The following is a 22,991-nucleotide window of genomic DNA, read 5'->3' as shown; positions in this document are numbered from 1 at the left end:
TTTATTAACCCATTACCACAGTGATTTGGTTAACACTGCCTTGTGGTTGAGCGTTGATTACATCAACCTGCTCGCCATTCACCGTCATTGACTTAACGCCTTTGCTTACACCATTCGGGTTTAGCACTTTGATCTGGTAAGTTGCGCCGCGCCATTGACGAGTCACCTCAAATTCCGGCCATGAGGTTGGAATACAAGGGTCAACAATCAAGGTATCAAAGCCAGTACGCACACCTAGGATGTAGTTAGTCGCTGCATAGTAAGCCCAGCCTGATGTTCCGGTTAACCATGGGTGGTTTGCTCGACCATGATCCTGATGATCGCGTCCCATGATGAACTGCACATAGGAGTAAGGTTCAGCAACACGAGTCTCAATCATATCGTTCTGGTTATATGGGTTAAGAGCGTCATAGAATTCCATCGCTCTGTCACCACGACCTAATTTCGCCTCTGCTACCCAAGCCCAAGGGTTTGGATGAGAGAAAATTGCGCCGTTTTCTTTTACGCCCTGATAAACACGAGTCACAAAACCGATATCATCATTCGGTGTTGCAAACGATGGTGCATTGAGGTGTAAGCCGTATGGTGAGAACAAGTATTTGTAGACCGCATCCATGGCTTTTTCACCGCGCTCTTGAGAAACAGCGCCTGATAAAACGGCCAGAGAGTTGGACTCAAGATGCACTTTGCCTTCTACCTGTTCAAAGGTACCGATTTTGTCCCCATCTTTGGTAAGACCACGGATATACCACTCGCCTTGTCCATCCCATAAGTGGGTTTCACAGGCATCGCGTACACCGTCAGCCATTGCTTGGTATTTGCTTAGCGCCTCGCTATCGTTGCGGTAGTTAGCTAATTCAAGGAATGCTTCCAAAGCCCAGAAATGAAGGAAAGAAACCATTGCGGATTCACCGCCGCCTAAGTTCAGACAGTCATTCCAGTCAGCGCGCAGGCCCTTACAAATCCCCGTTTGTCCGACGTATTCGGCTGAGAAATCCAGAGCTGCCATCATGTGCTGGTAAACCGTTGCGTTACCACCATCGGCATAAGGGATCACTTCATCAATAAAGCCGAAGTCGCCCGTCTCTTTTACGTAGTTAAGAATGGTTGGCACTATCCATAGATGATCGTCAGAACAGGTATCTTTAATGCCGTGGATTTTATCTTCGTCTGAAGGCGTTGGAACAACGGTCGGTGATTTTGAAGGTTTTACATCGGCTTTTTCTGGATCAAACCAATCTGGATCGAACAGGTGTAAACCGTAACCCGCTTTCACTTGTCCACGCAGAAGATCCACTAAACGTTTACGAGTCATCGCTGGGTTCGTATGCGGTACTGAAATCGCATCTTGCGCAGTATCACGATAGCCAAGACCAGTACGCCCACCCACTTCAATGAAAGAGGCAAAGCGTGACCAAACCACACAGGTTTCTGCTTGATAGAGCGTCCAAGCGTTCAACATAGTATCCAAGCCTGCATTTGGAGACTTCACTTGGAACTTACTGCAACGTTCATCCCAGTGTTGTTTGATACCTGAAAAAGCTTTATCCACTTCGTTCAGGTCTTGGTATTTAGCTCTAAGTTTCTCGCCATTACCTTTGCCGACACCGAGTATGACTGCAAAACGTACTTGTTCACCCGGTTGTAACGTGAATTGCTTATGCAGAGCACCGCAGTGGTTGTAGCAGGTTTGAGTGAGGTTAGAACATTTGCCTTGCTCTACTGCAATAGGGTTTGCTTCATCTCGGTACATGCCTAAGAAAGTATCTCGTTGCCCATCATAGCTATCAGCATCAAACGTTGCTGTTAGGTAGTAGTAGCCAAGGAAATCGTCAGTGTTGTAGTAGAGGTCGTATTCAATCACACCATTTTTGTAATTAGTGCCCGCAGAGTAAAGCGACATTTGATGGTTTTGGTTGTCCGATTTAATGTGACTAAATGAAAACTCAACATAGTTAAATGCACTGATGGTACGAGGACGATCAGAGGTGTTTTCAATCACAACATCCCAAACTTCCGCATCTTCACCTTTAGGTACAAACAACGTTTTACTTGCGACAATACCGTTGTAGTCACATTTAAATTTTGAGTATGACAAGCCGTGGCGAACTTCGTAGTTGGCTTGCTCTAAACTTTTTGCTACTGGCTGCCAAGAAACAGACCAGAAATCACCAGTTTCGTCGTCACGCAGATAAACATAGTGACCCGGACGATCTTGGGTAAAGTTAGGACGGAATTTGGTGACTCGGTTGTACTCAGGTGAGTGATAAAACGAGTAGCCACCTGCGTTGTGAGAGATAACGCTGCAGAATTTCTCCGTTCCCAAATAGTTGGTCCATGGCGCAGGTACGTCTGGACGTGTGATGACGTATTCACGATTATCGTTATCGAAATAGCCGTATTTCATGGTGATTTCCTTTTTCTAAAACTGCGAATGACGCAGTCAATGTCGATGCTAGCGAACTTGAATATGTACTTACTTCCATCCCATGCTTTGGCATGGGAATGGAAAAAATGAATAAAGTTATTTCCAAGGAGATCGATAGTGGATCTCCTGTTTATCCAGCAATGGTAAGTGCCCTTTGAGGCGAGCCAGATAATCAGGCCAGTCACGTAATGAATTCTGTGTCCATCCTGCTTCCGCTAATGCGGTGAGGCGAGGGTAGAGCATGTAGTCCATACGAGATTGGTCATTGATAATTTCGCACCACAGCGCGCTTTGCATGCCTAAGATACGTTTGCGAATCGGGTGGTCGGCGGGAACTTCTGCCAAAGGTTCGTAGCTGTATGCGCGTTCCAATGGTGTGACGCCAGCCCAGGCAACACCGGGTTCTTCTGGTGCATAGTCCTGAACAATATCGAGATAGGTGTACTGACCCGGTTGCAAGATGACATCAAAACCTTGCTTGGCGCAGTCCAGTGCCGCTTGTTCCGAAAGCCAAGAATAGATAACCGTGTCTTTACTGACTTTGTTGCCATGTTGCGCCTCTTCCCAGCCCACCATACGTTTGCCTAAAGAACGTAATTTTTTCTCAACGTAGCGCAGTAAGTGACCTTGCAGCTCTTTGGCATCCTCATAGCCATGTTCTGCCATCAACGCCTGACATTTTGGGCTGTTAATCCATACGCCATCAGGAACTTCATCAGCACCGATATGGATAAAATGACTTGGGAACAGAGCGGCGACTTCTTCCAAAACCAGATCCAAAAAACGATACGTTTCAGGAAGGGCTGGTGATAAAACGTTGTCGCTATAGTTCTGGATACTGCGATATTCAGAGCGATCTTCAGTATCCACCAGCCATTCGGACAGCGAACGGATCGCAGCGCGACAGTGACCCGGAATATCGATCTCAGGAATAACTGTGATTCCTCGATCTCCGGCATAAGCGATCACTTGCTTGATCTCTTCTTGGGTGTAATAGCCACCGTGTTGATCGGTGACAGTACTGAACTGAGGACCAATCTCTTTGTCTACACCGCGCCAAGCGCCAATATTAGTCAGTTGAGGCAGTGATTTGATCTCAATGCGCCAGCCTTCATCATCGGTGAGATGCCAGTGAAAAGTGCTGAACTTGTAGTGAGCTAACTGATTGATCAGACGCTTTACGCGTTCAACCGGATGAAAATGACGAGCGCAGTCGAGCATCATTCCGCGATATTTGAATCGTGGTGCATCGCTGATTTTGACGCACGGAACAACCAAGCCGTCTTGTGTGCGTTTAATGAGTTGCAACAGTGTCGCCGAAGCGTGCACAAAACCCACGTGACCGCTGGCTTCTAAGAGTATGCCTTTGGTGTTAACGGTCAGGTGATAGTGTTCTTCATCTAATATTGGATTACTTTGATAGACAATATCTGCGTTGCCAATTGGTTGGGGTTCAAACTCATAAAGATGTTTGAGTTCTTGTTGCAGCCAAGAGGCAGCTTGTTCCGCATTAGCAGAGTGCAGTGTAATCTGGCTGGTGGAGGCTAAAACATAATGTCCGGCCAGCTTTTCAACCTTGTTCGGTTTAGGAATCAAACATAACTCTGCGGCTTCTGTTGCTGGGATCTCACTACGTTCTTGATACGGAGAAGCCAGAACAATCGGAGTGACAGCGACATCGTAGCGAACCGTTGCTTCAGTATGATTGAGCTGTACAAACGCCTCTTTAATTCCGTCACTGTAAAAGCGGAACGGTGCGGTTTTTATGCGAAATTCACAGTAATAGTGCCCATTAGCTGGCAATACCGCTTGATGCGGTAATAGGCTGCAGAAGCTGCCTACCTGCTGGAGTTCGCCGTTGGAGATACTGTCAGGTTGGATAAAGCGATCCATGATGAAGTGCAATGACCAATCACTTAGATCTTGCTCACTTAAGTTGTGTAGTGTCAGGCCAAATCGGCAATCATTCTTCTGTTCAGAAAGTACAGCAAAGTCAATTCGATAGTTCATCATTAACCCTTAATACAAATTGTGCGCTGGTTTGCCAGCAAACATCAGTGCGCCCTCAATAGCGTCGAACTGAGGTGTAACAATCCATTGTTGAACGGGCGGAGATAGCCAATCCAAAATGCGTTCTGCAATACTGCCCATCAGACAAATTTTCTCTGCGCCCTTGCGGTGTAAAGCATTGAGAAACATTTCGATATCTGCAGCAGTTTGTTGAAGAAGCTCAATCGCCAGAGGATCGTGTTGTTGAGCATGAGAAAAAATGGCTGGAGAAAACTGTCCGTAATCACGAGGTAAAGCTGATTTGGACCATTCGACAATCTGGTCTACATCGTTATCAAAGTGCTCCATTACATGCTGACTTAGAGGGGAATGAGGACGAATGCCATCTTGAGTCAGAATGACCTTTTGAATCAGGCTCAGTCCCATCATTGCACCGCTGCCTTGGTCTGAAATTGGAAATTCTCTGCCTCCAACCACATGTTGTTGGCCGTCTTTGAGTAAAATTCCACAAGAGCCAGTACCGGCAATCATAATCGCACCATCATCGCCGTTATGAGCACCGAGACAGGCCCCGTAGGCATCAGTGTTCAAGGTGATAGAAGCGAATGGGTGAGGCTGTTGCATAAAAGCAAACCATGCGGACTTTTGTTCCGCCCCCGCTAAAGCAAGGCCGACATGCATTCTGTGTAAATAGGTTTCATCCAAGCCACCTTGTTTTGCCGCAATGCGAATGGCTTCAGTGATTGAACGCAACGCAATATCTACACCCAGCAGGATGTTGGCGCTGCCACTTTTGCCTTCACCGATGAGGTTGCCGTCGATGTCACGAATGCGAGCTCGACAAGAGGTACCGCCACCATCAATGCCAACGAAATAATTACTCATGACATTGATCCTCTAGCTGAGCAGAGCAGGCTGTTTTGAAGTGCACAAACTGGCTCATAATTGCCATTAAGTACCAAGCACCATGTGGGATCCATTGTTCTCCCCAGCGCCAGTTTTGCATCATGTCGTCTTTCTGTTTTTCAGGATTGAACGCAATGTCCTGCGGATCATCAAAACCTGCGGTGATGCCATTGCAGACACCGCCCTTGGCATTGAAAAAGCCTAGGTGTGGTAAGTAGTCAGGATTGTTGCGTCCATGCCCGTCGAGCATGCACATGTCGTATGGGTTTAAGCCTGTAACCCAGTTAAGCGAATTTTGTGCAAAGCTGAGCAACTGGTTTTTTAGTTGTTGGTCTTGTAAGTACGGTTGTACTTGATAAGCCATTGCTGCCAGCGAAGCCAGACGGGCATTTTCGCCCTGCCACCAATAGCCTGATTCGTTGTTTTGTGAAATAAAGAATGCGCTGCGCTTTTCTCCATCAACGTCTTTAACGTATTGACGTGGGTAGCCAAACGGGTTGCAAACGGATTGAGTAATCGTCAGTTCAAACTGGCATGCTTGAGTCACGACAGTGCGAACTTTTTCCAAGCGCTCTTTGTTCGTTTCAATATCCAGATACTCGCACAAGGCAATGACTGGAAGCCCTGCTTCTGATGCGTGATAGTAAGGACGGCTGCCATCGCTGTTGGCAGACCAGAAGCTAAGATGATTCTCATCGTTGTGCTGTCTTGCACATAAGCGTTCAGCCCATGCTTGAGCTTCTTGTAAATACTCTTGTTTTGAACTGCTTGAGCGATACAACTCGCATGCTGCGAGTAGGGCGCAGTATTCATCAATGATGTTCTCTTCACCGTCATTGAGATAGAGGGTATTGCACTCTTTTAAATGCCAATAACCTTTCTCTGCGGTAGCGAGATACTGTCCACGGCTGAATTCGCCATCAATATCGCATCTTGCAGCGGCTGCAAGTGCAGCTATTGCCACACCGCCACCTTGACGAAAGCCGGCTTGATAATCGTTGGATTTGTGACCCTGCTGAGTTTCATAAGCACAGATTTCTCTGCGCTTAATGTCCTTACTCCACTGGTCGAAAATCGTCATATAAAAAAATCCCTCGGAGTGCTGCATACGAACTAAGAAATCAGCACCAAACAACGCCTCTTCCTTAAGGCGAGTGCGAGAAAATGCAGCAAACTCCGAGCGATGGTCTAAAATCGCTAACCCTTTGAATAGGTTCCATACCACAATGGGGGTTTGTTGTGGATTCAAATAGTTAGCGTAAGAAAGGTGACTTAAATATTTGCTAACGTCACCTGAAGCGTCGTACCAGCCACCATGCACATCGGCAGTGGATGATGTGCCTAACAGAGGTACAGACTTATCTTGCTTGTCAAAAATTCCGCCACAGCGTTGTGACTTGAAATAATGCAGCACGTCTGAAAAAGTGCGCTGCATCAGTAGACCCTGAGCAATACAAAAAACTTCAGATTGCGTATTTTCAACACGTAAGTAAAAGCTGCCTTCTCCAGTAAAGTGAGAGAAGTCGATACGGTGAAAATATCCGTGATGCCAATTCGCCACTTTACCGTGTCGCTCAATGGTGAGTTGAGCCACAGTCTTATGGCTATAACTGCAAACAAGTTGAGCAAAAGTAGCGTGTAGCTCTGAGGTTCTACTCAAAAGCACTGCCTGCTTTGGTCCAAATGTTTCATAGCCAATGTGGTTGATCAGTAACTGCATTTAGGTCTCCAGTTGTCTTTTTGACCAGCACTGCTTAGCAGCGCTGAACCTTCTTAATACATCAGGTCCGCCCAAGACGAAGGCGTGCCTATTAATTGTTATTAAACGCTTAGTTTTCGTATAAATAGCAACGGACAAAGTGGTTATCTGCCAGTTGGGTTATTGCTGGTAATTGCTCGCGGCACTTGCTGGTGGCATGAGTACAGCGTCCAGCAAACGGGCATCCAACCGAAGCTGGTGTCCACAACGGGATCTCACCTTTGTTGCCTTTCAGTTTTTCGTGGATCGATTTTTTTGGATCCGGAACCGCTGAAACCAGTAACTGAGTGTAAGGGTGCTGCGGATCGTGAATGATCTGCTCGGTATCTCCCCATTCCACCATGTGACCGACATACATCACGGCCAGATCTTCTGCGATGTAACGAGCGGTGGCGATGTCGTGAGTGATGTAAAGAAGTGACATTTTCTTCTCAAACTTCATCTCTTCCATCAGGTTCAAAACACCGGCACGAATTGATACGTCAAGCATTGAAGTCGGTTCGTCAGCCAGTACAACTTCAGCACCTACAGCAATGTTACGTGCTAAGTTGACACGTTGACGCTGACCGCCTGAAAGCTGGTGCGGGTATTTCGCTGCCGTCTCTTTTGGTGGAATTAAGCCCACCTGTTCCAACAGGTCATACACACGTTCCTGAAGCTCTTTTTTATTACCTGATTTCACTTTTTTATGAATCAAAAGTGGGCGGGCAATATGGTGGAAAATGGTATGAGTCGGGTTTAGCGAGCCAAAAGGATCTTGCCAAACCATTTGTATGCCTTCGCGGTAATGCATGAGATCAGAACGAGATTTGATCTCTTGAATGTCACGACCTTTGTACTCAATGTTGCCTGAAGTCGGAGCGTACATTTTGGCGATCATTTTAGCGGTAGTGGATTTACCAGAACCGGATTCACCAACCACGGAAAGTCCACGGCTTTTGTACATCTTGAATGACACGTCATTGATTGCACGCATCATTGGTTGCTTTAATGTGTTGCTGTTGATCGGGAAGTCTTTAACCAGATTCTTCCCTTCAATTAATAGATTTTCGTTTTGAATATTCATATTTCTTTCCACCCCTAACTTTGCGAATAGCGTTGCTGTACACGTCTCAAGCTATAGCTTTACCTGAGCAATCGGCTCACCATAGAGGTGGCAATTGGAAAAGCGTCCCAGCTCTATTTGACGTAGTTGAGTTGGAACTTTGGTACAGGTTTCATGGACACGGTCACAACGTGCCTGAAAACGACAACCTTGCGGAATTTCAAGTAAGTTCAGAGGGTTACCCGGAATTCCCGTTAGTTTGGTTTTTGGCCCCGTTAGTGGTGGAAATGAGCTTCCCAGACCTTTGGTGTAAGGATGGAATGGGCTTTGTAGAATCTCTTTTGAAGGCGCAACTTCAATCAGTTCACCGGAATACATGATGCCAATACGGTCTGAGAACTCGACCATCAGTGACAAGTCATGAGTGATAAACAAAATAGAGAAGCCGAACTCTTCTTTTAGTGCGTAGATCTTTTGCAGAATTTCACGCTGAACCACCACATCAAGCGCTGTGGTTGGCTCATCCATGATGATCATTTTTGGATTAAGCGCTAACGCAATCGCAATCACCAGACGCTGACGCATACCACCAGAAAATTGATGTGGGTAGTCGTTCAAGCGACTCGGGTGAATATCCACAATTTCCAACAAACCTTCAGCTCGGCGTTTAGCCTGCTCTCTGGTCAAATTGGTATGGCGCATAATCACGTCACAGAACTGCTCTTCCATGGTGAGAACAGGGTTGAGAGCATTCATTGCACTTTGGAAGACCATCGACATTTGGCTCCAGCGAAATGACTGCATTTTTTCGTCGCTGTATTGAAGAATGTCTTCGCCATTGAAGATCACTTCGCCACCAGTAATAAACGCAGGCGGCTTATGTAGACGCATCAACGAGAAGGCAACGGTTGATTTACCACAACCAGATTCACCCGCTAAGCCAAACACTTCGCCTGGTGCGATATCAAAGCTGACGTTGTTACAGGCGCGAACATCGCCTGCATCAGTAATGTAGTCCACGCATAAGTTGCGGATTGAGATAAGTGGTGCTGTCATGTTATTTGTCTCCGCTCCATAGTGCATTTTGAGGTGGTAGGTTAGGCTCACGCGCTGATTTGTCTTGCTGAGCGAGTTTCTTCCAACGCTTCATCCCTTTATGAGAACGCAATTGTGGGTTAGCGATTTCGTCTACCGCGAAGTTAAGTAGTGCCAGACCAGTGACGAGTAACGTCAGTGATAAACATGGAGCTAACAGTTCCCACCAAGCGCCAACCAACATAGATGAAGAGGTTTGCACGTTGTAAAGCATGATGCCCCAACTGATGGTGTTCGGATCGCCCAGACCTAGGAAGGAGATAGTGGCTTCCATCATCACGGCGTACATTACTGAGCCAATAAAGCTTGCGCCGACAATTGAGATAAGGTTTGGCAGGATTTCAACGAAGATGATGCGCCATGAACTCTCACCTAATACTTCAGCCGCTTTCACAAACTCTTTTTCACGCAGTGCAAGTGTCTGAGCTCGTACAACTCGGGCACCCCATGCCCAGGAAGTACACCCGATAATGAGGGAAATGGTCAACGGGCCTGCTTCACCAATGAAAGCAGCAACCACGAACAGCAACGGATACTGAGGGATAACCAACATGATGTTCATTGCAGCGGTTAAGAAATCATCCACCTTGCCACCGAAGTAGCCCGCTGAAACACCAATGATGGTTGCTAGGAAACAAACGGTGATACCCGCACCAAAGCCTACCGCTAAGGATACGCGTGCGCCGTAAGCAACTTGTGACCATACGTCACGCCCCATACGAGTTGTACCAAGTGTATGATCCGCTTTTTTCGACATAGTCAGAGTTCGTCTGTCTGTCGCCAGATTCTCAGCAACCCAGCCATTCGGGTCACTTTTGGCGGCTTTCACAACAAACGATGGGTATTCATGTGGATTGCCTGTACGTTTATCTGGGGCGTGTTTCGTGATCAGCGGTGCAGCAAGTGCGATGAACAAGAATACAGAGAGAATCGCGACACCTATCATTGCGACTCGGTTGCCTGATAACAGTTTCCAAAGTGCTTTCATGATTATTTACCTCCCTTACGTAGACGAGGGTCGAGTACGACATACAGCATGTCTGCGAGCAGGTTAAAGAACAGCATAAACAGAGTCATGATAAGAAGTTGGCCTTGTAGAACTTGGTAGTCACGAGATGTAATAGCGTTAAACAGAACCGTACCAAGACCTGGGTAGTTGAAAATGATTTCGATAATGAGCTGACCACCGATAGCCATACCTAGTGACATTGAAAGCGCAGTGACACTTGGCAGTAATGCGTTACGAGCTGCGTAGTTGAATACAACGCGGTTTTCACTCAAGCCTTTGCCTTTCGCCATCGTGATGTAGTCTTCAGCAAGCAGGTTAATCATGTTGTTACGCATGTTGACCAAGAAACCGCCGATTTGAACGATAGAGGCACAGATAAGTGGCAGTACTGCGTGGTAACCGACATCTTTAATAAATGTCCAGCTTGTCCAGTCAGGCATGGTGCCGGCTGTGTATGCGTAACCTGTAGGGAACCATTTCAAGCCGATAGCAAAAATGAACATGGCAAGCATGGCGATAACCACTTGAGGAACCGCTTGAATAACCAGCATACCCGGAGTGATGAAGGTGTCGTAACGGCTACCGCGTTTCCACGCAGCAAAGATGCCGAGAATTGAGCCGATTGAGAAAGAGATAATGACGGCGGTACCGGCAAGGAAAAGTGACCAGCCAAATGCACCACCTAAAAGATCATTAACGCTCAAAGGGTAGAACTTAATTGAAGTACCCAGCTCCCAGCTAAAGATACTTTTCATGTATACGGCATATTCCACGTACCAAGGTCCGCCAACGAAGCCTAGTAGCTCCTTCATTGCGGCGATACGCTCAGGCGTTACCTGTGTTGTTGCGTTAGCAAACATCATGGTAACTGGGTCACCAGGCATTGCTCGTGGAATAATGAAATTGATGGTGGCTGCAACGAGCAGCGCGGCAAAATAAAATGACAAACGTCTTAAAAAATAACCCATAACTTACACCTTACTCACCCGATATTTGTTTACGTGCTAGCGAAATTTAGAGCGAGAAATCCCCTGACGCATGGCGCCATCTGTTTTTCAAATAGTGGGGATTTAAATAGGCGGCGTACTAAGTACGCCGCAAAGAACTAACGTTTACTTAACTGGTTTTAGGTCCAGTACGTGAAGTAGACGTTCTGGGATACCAGCCCATACGCTTGGACGACCTTTCGGGTTGTCTTCGCTCCACCAACCAGTGAATCGAGTGGTGTTGTATTGGTACATCCAAGCACCTGACAATACAGGGATAGTAACTTGGTTTTCAGCGATGATTTTCTGAATACCATGAGCAATTTGTACTTGCTCGTTCTTATCGGCTGTTTTGTAGAAGCTATCTAGTAGACCGTCTAGCTTGTCGTTTTTGTAGAAGTGCATTGCGAAGCGAGGCATACCTTCACCACCTTGAAGTGCTGAGTGATATGCACTGTTCCAGTATAGGTAAGGGTCAGCACCGTGGAAGTAGTTTGTGTATGCTACATCGTAAGTACCTTTCAGCATTGCTTCGTTGTAAACAGCAAACTCAGGAGTACGAGCTTTCGCTTGGATACCCACTTCATTAAGTTGTTCTACTGCAAGTTGAACTGTGTTGTTGAAGTCAGTCCAGCCGTTTGGAGATTGAATCAGTAACTCGAAAGATTTACCTGAAGGTGTGTCGACAAAGCCGTCACCGTTCACATCTTTAAAGCCTGCTTTAGCTAGAAGTGCTTTTGCACCTTCAGCATTGTAAGTGTTAAAGCCTTTGTACTTGTTGTGCACTTCTTCATCAGACCAAGCTTCAAATGCATAACCTAGACCTGACGCGAAGTCGTTCACTGTACCGCCACCGTAGAATGCGATGTCGATAATGGTTTGACGGTCAATCGCCATAGAGAATGCGCGACGGAAATCTACATTGTTCAGAGCTTCATGTTTTGCTGGATCTGGGTTTTTGAAGTTAACCACGAAAGCTTGAGTACCAGATGCTGGGTACCAGTAGTGGTGCTTAGTACTTGCTGCTGCATAAGTGCGATCAATGTCAGGAATGAATGATGAAGTCCAATCCAGCTCAGAGTTCACGACTTTACCTAATAGCTGATCGTTGTTTGCGATTTGTGGAACGCGTAAACAGTCAACTTCTAGGTTTGCTGCATCCCAGTAGTTAGGGTTACGGCACTGAATGTAAAGTTGCGGAGTGAAGGTGTCGATTTCAGTAAACGGACCAGTACCAACAGGGTTTTCATTGGTGAAAGTGGTTGGTTCTTTGACATCTTTCCAGATGTGCTCAGCTACGATCGGAACAAGCGAAATTTCGTATGGTACGTTTGAGTTCGCTTCAGTCAGTTCGAAGCGTACGGTGTATTCATTTACTCTCTCTACACTCTTAACCCATTTGTTGATACCGCGTTGGTCAAGCTCAGGTTTATTCTTCAGTAATTGGTAAGAAAATAGGATGTCATCTGCAGTAAACGCTTGGCCATCAGACCATTTCACGCCTTTACGAACGTTAAATGTCACGCTCATTAAGTCGTCAGCCATTTTGTAGCTTTCTGCAAGACGCATCACCGGAGTGTTGCCTTTCATCTCGTTGAAAATCACTAATGGTTCATAGATGAAATCTGTGGTTGTACGTAGGTTTGTTGCTAAGTACGGGTTGAAGTTACGAACCATAGTTGGGTAGAAATCGGGTACTATGGTTAGCTCACTGCGTGCTAATGCAGGAGCTGAGACGCTAATTGCTCCAGCGATAACGGCTGTTGCGAGTGCTGTCTTTTTAATATTGGCAAGCATAGCTGTTCCTTACTGTTTGCTTCATTTCACGAATGGATATGAATGTCATCATGGGATGAACAATTTCCAAAGATTTACCTCATATTGAGTTCCACCAGCGGAGGAGCAGGGGGGAATATGAGTGGCCTGTAAACCGTTGGCTGAGGTAAGAAAACACTTTGTACGAACATTTAGCAATTCCATTTCTCGTTAAAAACGTCAAAACTCATCCGTTCTCCGTCATTAACGTCAAAATTAGTTGTGGTTGATGATGTTTTAACCGTTTTATCTCGGTCATAAAAGCTTATAAATTGCGTGTCTTTTGGTTTGTTGTAAGTACTTGCTCACTTCTCTGGCTCTGATTTTGTTGGTGTGTTTTCACTTTTCAATAAAGTGAGATTATTGTCACTACCACTTTTCTCCGTTAATTTGTTTTCATGAATTAATTCTGGCGAATTGTTGTGATTCAAATCCCACGGCCAAACAATTTGTTCTTTTTATGCTATCTCCAGCTGCTTTTTGGGGCTGGAAATGAGGTAATTCTAACGACAATAACTAAAAATAAACGCATTAATTTTCTTCGTAAATTAACTTAAGTGAAACGTCTCTACAGCATGGTTAAGTTTGAACTCTCAGTTACTGATATGAAGTCAGGAATGCCTCTAAAGAACGCTAATGGCTGCTTTTGTAGATGCCTCCTCTTAGCTAAAAAGCCTTACCGAAGAGGGTGAGAATGGGTGGGAAGTGATTTAACTAACACGCATAAAAAAGCCCACGTCAGTGGGCTATTAGAGTTGATGATTATTGCTGCTAATGGTGTTACATAGCTGCGATAAGTTTCTGCAACTTGTTACGCAGGGCTTCAAGGTGAATACGTTCTGACCCCGGCTCATTGTGATGCTCAAGGATGTAATCGAGCGAGTTTAGTACGGTACGCCAGCGTGGGGTTTTCGGAAGCGTTTCGATGCGCAGATACTTGTCGAGTGTACGTGTTTGTAATGTACTTCTGTCCAAGTAAACACGCCACAGTCCGCTTTGTTCTGCAAAAGTGAACTTGGTTTGGCCGGGAGCTTTCTCCCAGTAGTTGAGGGCGCTTGTCATCGCATCGACAAGCACAGCGCGCATAAGCTCTTGCTTGGATTGATTATCGCCTTCTGCTTTATCTGCAATTCTGGTGAACTCTCCGCCCAGCTCTTTAAGTTGCTGCAGTCTTTCTTTATCGCCACTAAACGCATAACTCGATAGAGCATCAACCGCTGTTTCGAGGTTTTGTATTCTTTGTGCGCTCTGAGCCCCTCCAACATTTAAAATGTATATAGCCTGCATTCCAGAGCCTTTAGGAAGCTTTAGAATATCGGCAGGTAAATGAAGGCGTGAATCTCCGACAAAAATATCGACTTCGCCACAATAGTGTTGCTGGCTAATGTTGAGATGCTTATGGGAAAAAAGCTCTTCAGCACTAGAGCGTTTCAGCTGCTCTTGTGTGCGCTTAAACAGCCTAGATGCCGCTTGGTTTGCGAACAGAACCTTGTTGTTTTCTTTGAGGCATACAATAGCTTCCGGTGCTGATTCTAACTGTTCCAGCAAACGTTCTTGTGTTTCGAGCAAATCGGCTTCGACGACATTTCTTTGTTTGAGTTCGTTTTGTAACTCAAGATTTTCTAGTCGTCTTTGTTCTGCCTGACTTGCAGCCATATGAGCATGAATCCTAGCTGCTAATTCTTTTTTATTGAACGGTTTTGACAGATAGTCATTCGCGCCAGCGGCAAAGCCTCTCAAGCGATCTTCTGTTTGATTCAGAGCAGTAAGCATGATGATAGGCAAATCGGTGAGGCTGTATTTTTCTCTCAGCTTTTCGCACACTTGGTAACCGCTCATGCCCGGCATCATAATATCGAGCAGCAGTAGTTCTGGCTTTTCGTTCTCAACGGCCCTGAGCACTTCGTTACCATCAGCAACGGTGCGTACGCGGTAGCCTTCTAAGTGTAAGAAGCTGTCCAGAATTCGCAGGTTTACAGGTTCGTCATCGGCAACCAGCAGTAAAGGTCCGTCACTGTTCTCCGGCAAATTGCTGGTATCGGGCAGCTCAACCTCTCCAACTTCAAGTACTTGGTAGTGAGGCTGTTCAGTCAGTCTCGCTCGCTCAATATCTTCTGCTGAAGCAATAGGCAACGTGAAGCTGAATGTTGTGCCAACCAGCGGTTGGCTGCTGACATAAAGAGTGCCGTTCATCAGTTCAATCAGTTGTCGGCTAATCGATAAGCCTAAACCTGAACCTTGGCGATAGCGGTTAGTTTCGACGGTTCCTTGGATGAGCGGTTCAAAGATATGTTCCAACTGCTCGGCGGGAATGCCTTGACCGGTATCGACAACTTGGACGCGAACCTGATCATCAATTTGAGAAGCAGAGATAACAATCTTACCTTCCGACGTATATTTGATCGCGTTACCAATCAGGTTATACAGCACTTGCTCTAAACGCTGCGGATCGGCGGAAACCCAGAACTGATTGTCGGAAATTTGATTGATGATTCGGATCGGCTTCTTACCCAACAGGTGGTTAGAGAGTTCTAGCACCAAACGTGTTGAGCTGGACAGATCAACCGCATCACACTGAATATCCAAGTCTCCATAACGCATTTTATGGTAGTCGAGTAAGTTATCGACCAGCCGAGCAAGGCGTTGCCCACTGGTGGCAATGATATCCAACTGATATTTGTGATCAGAGGTAATAGGGCCGTTTGCGCCAGAGATTAAGGCTTCTGCTATACCAATCATGCCGTGCAGAGGGGTTCTCAGCTCGTGAGAGGTTGTGGCTAGAAACTCATCTTTGAGCTTGTTCGCTAGTTGCAGTTCATCGTTTTGTTTACGAATGATTTGGATATTTTTCTCCAACTCACTGTTTTGTGATTTGATGAGTTGGATTTTTTCTCTAATGGAACGCTGCATACGTTCAAAGCTTACCGCAAGACGACCAATTTCATCTTTACGATCGGTATTAATCATACTTTCATCGAGATCGCCAGCCGATGCACGTTCAGCTGCCCAGGTTAGCCTTAACAGTGGTGAAGTAATGAAGTTTGAAAGCATGTGTGACGCGATAACCACTAGCACGATGGCGGTAAGCATGGCAAAAATGAACAGTTTTTCTAACTGGTTTACTCGCGCAAAAGCCTCTTTTTCGGGCAGTTCTACGACAATAGCCCAATGTGTGCTGTTTAGGTTGATCGGAGCATAAGCCGCGATGTTCTTTTCACCAACGGCGTCGGTGTAAGTGCCTACATCTTGCTTACCAGATAAGGCTAAGCTAATGACTTCACGGCTTTTATCGATGTCATCTTGTAGGTAAGAAAGTGTCCGCGAGCGGTGATCCTGACCAACAAGAAGTGTCCGCATTGGTGAGTTGCTGCTATCAGCTATGAGTTTGGTGATTCCCTTGTTTGGCAAGCGGAACATCGCGTAGCTATGCAGATAACCTTGCTGGATAATCGGTGCGCCAAACCAAGCGTATTGTGGTCCGTTTTCTTCAATAAAATCGGACTGAATAACTGGGGTAAAATCCTCGTTGGTTTTTCTGTGCTCGGAAACGGACTGTTCCAAGCGCTGAAAGGTTTGGCCTAAGTTTGAGTCTTTGAATTTTCCGCTAAACAGGTTGGTACCGAACTCTTCATTTTTATTGATGGAGTAAGTGACATTACCGTGCAAGTCGACCAATAAAATATCATCGAAATCAGAGCGTTTGAGTAACTCCATGTATGCCCAGTGATAGCGTTTATGCAAAAGGCGGTAGCGCTCACTGCCGACATAGCTACTGGATTGCGGTAACACCGACGTTTTAACCTGATCTCCGGAACCTAGTATATAGCGCTGTTGAGCGTTCTCTCTGGCTTGTTCAATGTTTTCGCCCAAACGTGTAAAAGCGTTGACGAGGCCATAAAATCGTCCGCCACTGGCGTAAGCAAGCTCTGAGCGGACAAAACCCATCACCTCAGACTCTTTGGCGTTGAGGTAGTCGATAACTTGCTGTTGTTTAGTATCTCGAACAGACAGAAGGTGAGAGGTACTTTGTTCTTGAAGATCGTCAATATGAGACTTCAAGAAGAAAATAGCTGTTACAGTCAGTGGAGTAATGCTGAGAACCAGAAAGGCCAGCATCAAGGTGTTTTGTAAGCGTTTAAACTTTTGCCTGCGATAAAACCTGAACATATCAAAGAGAATTCTTTCAATGAAACTTGCAGGAAAACCTGCAAGTTGTGTGATTGAGTAAAAACGGGTTACGCAGAAGTTAACAAGTTTTTTTTCTTTGACAAGTAAGTCCCACTTAAAGCGTGGACATAGGCGCACTTTTAGCTAATTTGTAACCAATTGTTAGGATTTTTTTGCTTGATAAATAGCGAATTTGCTGGTCTTATTTAACGTCTCGCAATTACCTAAAGACTGTTCAATAATCGGTGGGTACTTCAAGAAACTATTGGCTACAACGAACAGTTCACCGTTAGTGGTTAAATGGTTCGGCGCTTTCTCTAATAAGGTTTCCGTTGCGTTGTAGCTGGTGTCTAAACCAGCATGGAACGGAGGGTTAGTGACGATGAAGTTATAGTCTGACGCGGTATCTGAATAGATATCCGAAGCGAATACACGGCCAGATAATTGATTGGCTTTCAGTGTTTCTTCACTTGAGCGAACAGCCAACGCACTAATATCACACATTTCCAGTTGAATATCCGTGTTCAGTGTCGCCATCACGCAGCCAAGAACACCGGCTCCGCAACCAAAATCAAGCACTTTACCACTGAGATTCGGCAAGGTATCGAGCAGTAATCGGCTGCCCAGATCAAACTCACCATGGCTGAATACGCCAGGCAAGCTACGAATGGTAAGTTCATGTTGTTGATATTGAACGGTATAAGACTTGAACCAGTCTTCGATCTGGAAAGCTTTTGGCTGTTCTAGACATTGACCCCAATAAAAAGAGCAGCGGCGGGCAGAATCGAACTTTGTCACACTGCCATAATCTGCAAACATCTTCTCGATGCTTTTTACACCAGAGCGGTTTTCGCCGACCACGACGATCTCTGTATTGATCCCAAGTTTTGCCATCAACATAGCAAGCAGATATTCCGCTTCCATCTTTGCTTTTGGCCAGTAGAGAAGCACCATATCTGCATCGATATCGCCTTCTAGCTCAGCACCAAAATGGACGCTAATCGCTGATTTCGATTTAAGCTGACGATAGTAGCCATAGTTGGTGGTAAACACAGAAACGGAAACACAGTGCTTGGCAAGTTCGACAGGAAACAGATCTTCGGCTTCACCTGCTACAAGTACTTTTTTGTTCTCAAAGTACGCAAGCTGGCGTTGTGCAATTTGGCTTGGGGTAATGTAATTAGACATTTAGAGCCTGTTATCTTTTAGGTTCGATTAAGCTAGATTCAATTTTGGAGCCGATTCTCGCATAGTCGGCTCCAAGCATGAAGCTTTTTAGCTGTTGTCTTGGTTTTCGAGGAAGTTATGGAACTCTTCTTCGTAAATATTAAACAGTACGATGGCGATCGCGAAGATCAGTGGACCATAGATAAGGCCAATCAGACCAAACAGCTGAATACCTCCCAGCAGCGAGAAGAAGATCATCAGCGTGTTCATTCCTGCACTGCCTTGCATCAGGAAAGGTCTGAGTAAGTTGTCGATAGAGCCAACAATGGCCACGCTCCATACGGTAAGGAAGATAGCCCAAGTTGTCTCACCGGTGAGGAATAGATATGTCGCGGTTGGGATCCAAATGAGAGCTGTACCGACGACAGGAATAAACGACGCAAACCCCATCATGGTTCCCCAGAACAATCCCGGAAAGCCTGCTAACCACATACCAATACCACCAGCAACGCCCTGAGCGATCGCAGTAAGGAAAGATCCCATCACTGCTGATTTGGACACGCTTTCAATCTCATCCAGCAAGCGATCTTCTTGGCTGCGAGACAGCGGCAGTATGTGACGAATGGTCGAAATGATCTTTTCTCTGTCTCTTAGCAAGAAAAACAGAACAAACAGCATCAAGAAGAAGCTCATAATAAAACTTGTCGCATCACCCAGTATCTTAGCGCTGATACCAACCAGATTAGTGCCAAAGCTGGTGGCGAACTGTGCAATTTTCTGCGCGATTTGTTGTGGGTTAATACCATCAAAAGGTAAATACTGATTAGCGAAAGCGAGTCCTTTAATCACCAAAGGATGGTTAAACAGAGTCTGAATGCCGCCATGGGTGACCCACTGATAAACATTCTGAGAAAATTTAGATCCTTGCTGGACGATCGCCGCAAATACGAAAAGCAGCGGAATGACAATAATAAATGTCAGAATAATGCAGGAAAGCAATGATGAGATGTTTCTGTGTGAGGGCATCATGTTGTCTAATTTTTCATGCAGAGGAATCATCAGCATGGAAATAATGAATGCCATCACAATTGAATTGATATAGGGTTCTACAAGTAAGTAGCAGGCGAAACCAGCGATGAGCAGGGCAATAACAAGAACCCAATGACTGGATGAAATTTTGATTTTTTCTGGCACTTTTGGCTGTCCTTGGAATCAAATAAGTATGTTTATAATGGCTGTAATTCAGTTAGTTAGCAATGAAGAGGGTTATATGGGATGTTGCAATGATGAGAAGTGTTGCGAAACTAAGAATGTAAGACGTCGCAGAATTTCAATGATTGGCGTTGTTGTCGCCGTTCTGGTTGTACTTGTTATTGCCAACTGGAAATAAATTAAGGCTGCCGAAGCAGCCTTATTGTTCAAACTGGTTGTGCGTTATTTCGCTTCAGCTGCAATAACAGCTAAACAATGATCCGCAGCTTCAAGTGTCGCTTCGATTTCTCTTGAACCGTGAGCCAGAGAAGTAAAGCTTGCTTCAAACGCTGACGGAGCAAGGTAAACACCTTTGTCCAACATTAAGTGGAAGAAGCGCTTAAAGCGTTCGATATCGCATTTGGTCACGTCTTCGTAGCAAGTAATACTTTCCTGATCAGTGAAGAAGAAGCCAAACATACCGCCCACTTGGTTTACTACCATTGGGATTCCATGCTTATCTGCAAGATATTTAAAACCGTCGGCCAATTGCTTAGTTTTAAATGCAAGACGTTTCTCGTTACCTTCTTCTTTCAGAAGACTCAGACACGCAAGACCCGCTGCCATCGCTACTGGGTTTCCTGACAATGTACCTGCTTGGTATACAGGGCCTGTTGGTGCGATAAATTGCATGACATCTTTACGCCCACCAAATGCGCCGACAGGCATACCGCCGCCAATCACTTTACCTAGAGTGGTTAAATCAGGTTTGATATTGTAATGAGCTTGAGCGCCGCCAAGAGCTACGCGGAAGCCAGTCATTACTTCATCAAATATCAACAATGCACCTTCTTGGTCACAGATCTCACGCAGACCTTCGTGGAAGCCTTCCACTGGTGGAATACAGTTCATGTTGCCTGCAACAGGTTCAACGATGATACATGCAATTTCCCCTTTATTTGCAGCGAACAGTTCACGCACTGATTCAAGATCATTAAAGCGTGCCGTTAATGTGTGTTTTGCAAAATCAGCAGGTACGCCAGGAGAGCTTGGTTGACCCAGCGTCAAGGCGCCTGAACCTGCTTTTACTAGTAAGCTGTCTGCGTGACCGTGGTAACAACCTTCAAACTTGATGATCTTGTCACGACCAGTGAAACCACGCGCTAGGCGAATTGCACTCATGGTTGCTTCGGTACCAGAGCTCACCATACGTAGTTGTTCCATTGAAGGAACTAACTCAGACACTAGCTCAGCCATGGTGATTTCGATTTCAGTTGGAGCGCCGAAGCTCAAACCACGGTTTGCCGCGTTAATCACAGCTTCACGGATAACTGCGTGGTTATGACCAAGAATCATAGGCCCCCAAGAACCTACGTAATCAATGTATGCTTTACCATCAGCATCAAAGATGAATGCGCCGTCTGCTCGCTCAATAAAAATTGGAGAGCCACCAACGCCGTTAAACGCACGAACAGGAGAGTTAACGCCGCCAGGAATCTTTGATTGAGCTTTGTTATAGAGATCAGCTGATTTGGTCATGGAATCTTCCTCTTTATTATGTCTCGGACCAAGTTGCTGTGCATTGTACGCTTGTGAGTGCAGAGGTGAAACGTTTTAACTAAATTTCTGACCCTTCTCACTGAGTTATCTTGTTTAATCAGCAAAAATGGATCCTATCATTTCTGAAGACTCTGAACTAAGTATCGGTGAATACTTGAACGTATAGGTCAGGTATTAGATAATCGCCGCATTATCAAAAAAGAGTCATGTCCATCAGATTGATCTAGTGAATAATATCTGGTGTACATTTACGCGACTGAGAGAGGTCATTGTGAGTGATGTAAATGTACCGTTATCCTTTTCGGATGCAGCAGCAACACGTGTTAGAGCGTTGATTGCTGAAGAAGAAAACCCGGCACTGAAACTACGTGTGTATATTACAGGTGGTGGTTGTAGTGGCTTCCAATACGGATTCACATTTGACGAGAATGTAAATGATGGAGACACCACAATCGAAAATAGCGGAGTAACCCTAGTGGTTGACCCTATGAGTCTGCAATATCTGATTGGCGGAGTGGTTGATTATACGGAAGGGCTAGAAGGTTCTCGCTTTTTTGTAAACAATCCGAACGCAACAACCACATGTGGTTGCGGTGCATCGTTTAGTGTTTAACTAATGATGCAGAGTGAATTAGCTATCTAAATGAAGTTTCAGCTGATTCACTCTCCTTGCATATTTGAGTTGTTGTGCAGGGACATATATATAAAGGATTGTCCATGTCTCATGTCTCATTGAGAAGCTTACTTGGGGGGCGACATTTTACACAAAAGCCCTGGCTCGTTTCTTTCATTCTTATCATATTGTTAACCCTCTGGCTGAGTCTTGGTTCACTTAACGCACAAGAGCAAGCACCAGAAAAATCTGCAGATACTATCCCACTTGCTAAAGTGATGTATCAAACCTTCCATGCTGAACCTACAGAAAAGAAAATCGATCTTTACGGCCGCACAGCGCCAGATAAGCAAGCTCGCTTATCTGCGGAAATCGCAGGTAAGATCTTACTCACTAAAATCGACAAAGGTGACAAAGTCTCTAAAGGGCAAGTAATTGCGCTTATTGATCAAGGTGATTTGCAATCTCAGCTTGATCGAGCAAAGGCTGTGTTGTCGGTAAAACGTCAAGAGTTCAAAGCGGCAGAGTCGCTTAAAAATCGTGGATTGCAGGGCGAAATCGCTTATACAAACGCTCTTGCCGAACTTACCGATGCAAAATCCAGTGTGAAAACGGTCGAAATGCACTTGGCGCACACTTCAATTGTTGCACCTTTCGATGGTGTGGTTGAAAACTTGTTTATTGAACAGGGCGATTTTGTTGGGGTTGGCGACCCAGTAGCAACCTTGATTGATCTTAATAAATTGGTGATTGAGGCGAACGTGAGTGAACGCCACATTCAGAGCATTACTAAAGGTCAACCAGCAACCATTCACTTTATTCAAGGTTCTCAAACTCAGGGAACCGTGCGTTATTTATCTCAGCTTTCTTCTCCTTCAACCAATACTTTCGCTATTGAGGTGGAAGTGCCTAATCCGAATCAGCAGATCCCAGCAGGGGTAAGCACTCAAGTTGAATTGAATTTAGAAACGCAAATGGCAGTGAAAATTACTCCAGCCATGCTTGCGCTTGATGATCAAGGAAACTTAGGGGTGAAAACCTTGGTTGAAGACAGGGTTCATTTCGTTCCTATTCAACTGGTCAAAGCGGAGCAAGACGGTGTTTGGCTAACGGGCTTAGGCGAAGAAGTTAACATCATTACTCGTGGTCAAGGTTTTGTGCGTGATGGTGATAAAGTCGCAGCGGTTAAGCACACAGCAGATATAGATACCCAACCGTTACAAGACAGTAAGCCTTAGGA

At 45.5% G+C, this 22,991-nt stretch carries 16 protein-coding genes; 3 read left to right on the top strand and 13 right to left on the bottom strand.

Going from position 1 to position 22,991, the window contains the following annotated elements:
• Positions 1-4: 4 nt before the first annotated feature.
• The 12 genes from HKI82_RS12745 to HKI82_RS12690 form a co-directional block, all read right to left on the bottom strand.
• Entirely contained in the window at positions 5-2,407 is a 2,403-nt protein-coding gene (locus tag HKI82_RS12745; RefSeq protein WP_171138235.1) for a glycoside hydrolase family 94 protein, read from the bottom strand.
• 117 nt (positions 2,408-2,524) lie between these two features.
• A complete protein-coding gene (locus HKI82_RS12740; protein ID WP_171138234.1) occupies positions 2,525-4,438 on the bottom strand; it encodes a beta-N-acetylhexosaminidase in 1,914 nt (637 codons plus the stop codon).
• 9 nt (positions 4,439-4,447) lie between these two features.
• Positions 4,448-5,323, bottom strand: coding sequence for a glucosamine kinase nucleotide-binding domain-containing protein (locus HKI82_RS12735; RefSeq protein WP_171138233.1), 876 nt, complete (start codon positions 5,321-5,323; stop codon positions 4,448-4,450).
• Positions 5,316-7,064: a glycoside hydrolase family 9 protein gene (locus HKI82_RS12730; protein WP_171138232.1), complete on the bottom strand. Its 1,749-nt coding sequence runs from the start codon at positions 7,062-7,064 to the stop codon at positions 5,316-5,318. Before HKI82_RS12730 ends, HKI82_RS12735 begins: the two co-directional genes overlap by 8 nt.
• A gap of 109 nt (positions 7,065-7,173) precedes the next feature.
• Positions 7,174-8,169: an ABC transporter ATP-binding protein gene (locus HKI82_RS12725; protein WP_042484453.1), complete on the bottom strand. Its 996-nt coding sequence runs from the start codon at positions 8,167-8,169 to the stop codon at positions 7,174-7,176.
• Positions 8,170-8,220: 51 nt separating this feature from the next.
• A complete protein-coding gene (locus HKI82_RS12720) occupies positions 8,221-9,204 on the bottom strand; it encodes an ABC transporter ATP-binding protein (protein ID WP_042484450.1) in 984 nt (327 codons plus the stop codon).
• A 1-nt stretch (position 9,205) separates the two neighbouring features.
• A complete protein-coding gene (locus HKI82_RS12715) occupies positions 9,206-10,231 on the bottom strand; it encodes an ABC transporter permease (protein ID WP_102941004.1) in 1,026 nt (341 codons plus the stop codon).
• 2 nt (positions 10,232-10,233) lie between these two features.
• The gene (locus HKI82_RS12710; protein ID WP_102941005.1) at positions 10,234-11,220 is read right to left on the bottom strand and encodes an ABC transporter permease; all 987 of its coding nucleotides are present in this window, start codon (positions 11,218-11,220) and stop codon (positions 10,234-10,236) included.
• Positions 11,221-11,364: 144 nt separating this feature from the next.
• Positions 11,365-13,035 carry an ABC transporter substrate-binding protein gene (locus tag HKI82_RS12705; protein WP_171138231.1) on the bottom strand — a complete coding sequence of 557 codons (1,671 nt, stop codon included), beginning with the start codon at positions 13,033-13,035 and terminating at the stop codon, positions 11,365-11,367.
• A gap of 798 nt (positions 13,036-13,833) precedes the next feature.
• A complete protein-coding gene (locus tag HKI82_RS12700) occupies positions 13,834-17,220 on the bottom strand; it encodes an ATP-binding protein (protein WP_206361900.1) in 3,387 nt (1,128 codons plus the stop codon).
• Between the two features lie 162 nt (positions 17,221-17,382).
• Complete coding sequence (rsmC, locus tag HKI82_RS12695; protein WP_102941007.1) at positions 17,383-18,408, bottom strand: 16S rRNA (guanine(1207)-N(2))-methyltransferase RsmC; 1,026 nt, start codon at positions 18,406-18,408, stop codon at positions 17,383-17,385.
• Positions 18,409-18,495: 87 nt separating this feature from the next.
• Positions 18,496-19,581 carry an AI-2E family transporter gene (locus tag HKI82_RS12690; RefSeq protein ID WP_102941008.1) on the bottom strand — a complete coding sequence of 362 codons (1,086 nt, stop codon included), beginning with the start codon at positions 19,579-19,581 and terminating at the stop codon, positions 18,496-18,498.
• 37 nt (positions 19,582-19,618) lie between these two features.
• Between HKI82_RS12690 and HKI82_RS12685 the strand changes: the two genes are divergently transcribed.
• Entirely contained in the window at positions 19,619-19,777 is a 159-nt protein-coding gene (locus HKI82_RS12685) for a hypothetical protein (RefSeq protein ID WP_171138183.1), read from the top strand.
• 44 nt (positions 19,778-19,821) lie between these two features.
• Here the strand turns inward: HKI82_RS12685 and hemL are convergent, their stop codons facing one another.
• On the bottom strand, positions 19,822-21,117 hold the full coding sequence (gene hemL / locus HKI82_RS12680; RefSeq protein ID WP_102963241.1) for a glutamate-1-semialdehyde 2,1-aminomutase: 1,296 nt from the start codon (positions 21,115-21,117) through the stop codon (positions 19,822-19,824).
• Between the two features lie 292 nt (positions 21,118-21,409).
• On the opposite strand from hemL, the gene erpA reads away from it, so the two are divergent.
• Both erpA and HKI82_RS12670 read left to right on the top strand, forming a co-directional pair.
• A complete protein-coding gene (gene erpA / locus HKI82_RS12675; protein WP_042484430.1) occupies positions 21,410-21,751 on the top strand; it encodes an iron-sulfur cluster insertion protein ErpA in 342 nt (113 codons plus the stop codon).
• Positions 21,752-21,855: 104 nt separating this feature from the next.
• Positions 21,856-22,989: an efflux RND transporter periplasmic adaptor subunit gene (locus HKI82_RS12670; RefSeq protein ID WP_171138229.1), complete on the top strand. Its 1,134-nt coding sequence runs from the start codon at positions 21,856-21,858 to the stop codon at positions 22,987-22,989.
• Positions 22,990-22,991: the final 2 nt, after the last annotated feature.

It is taken from the genome of Vibrio plantisponsor, from assembly GCF_013041605.1.
In the GTDB taxonomy this organism is placed as follows: Bacteria; Pseudomonadota; Gammaproteobacteria; order Enterobacterales; family Vibrionaceae; genus Vibrio; species Vibrio plantisponsor.
This window is presented reverse-complemented; position numbering and strand designations above follow the sequence as displayed.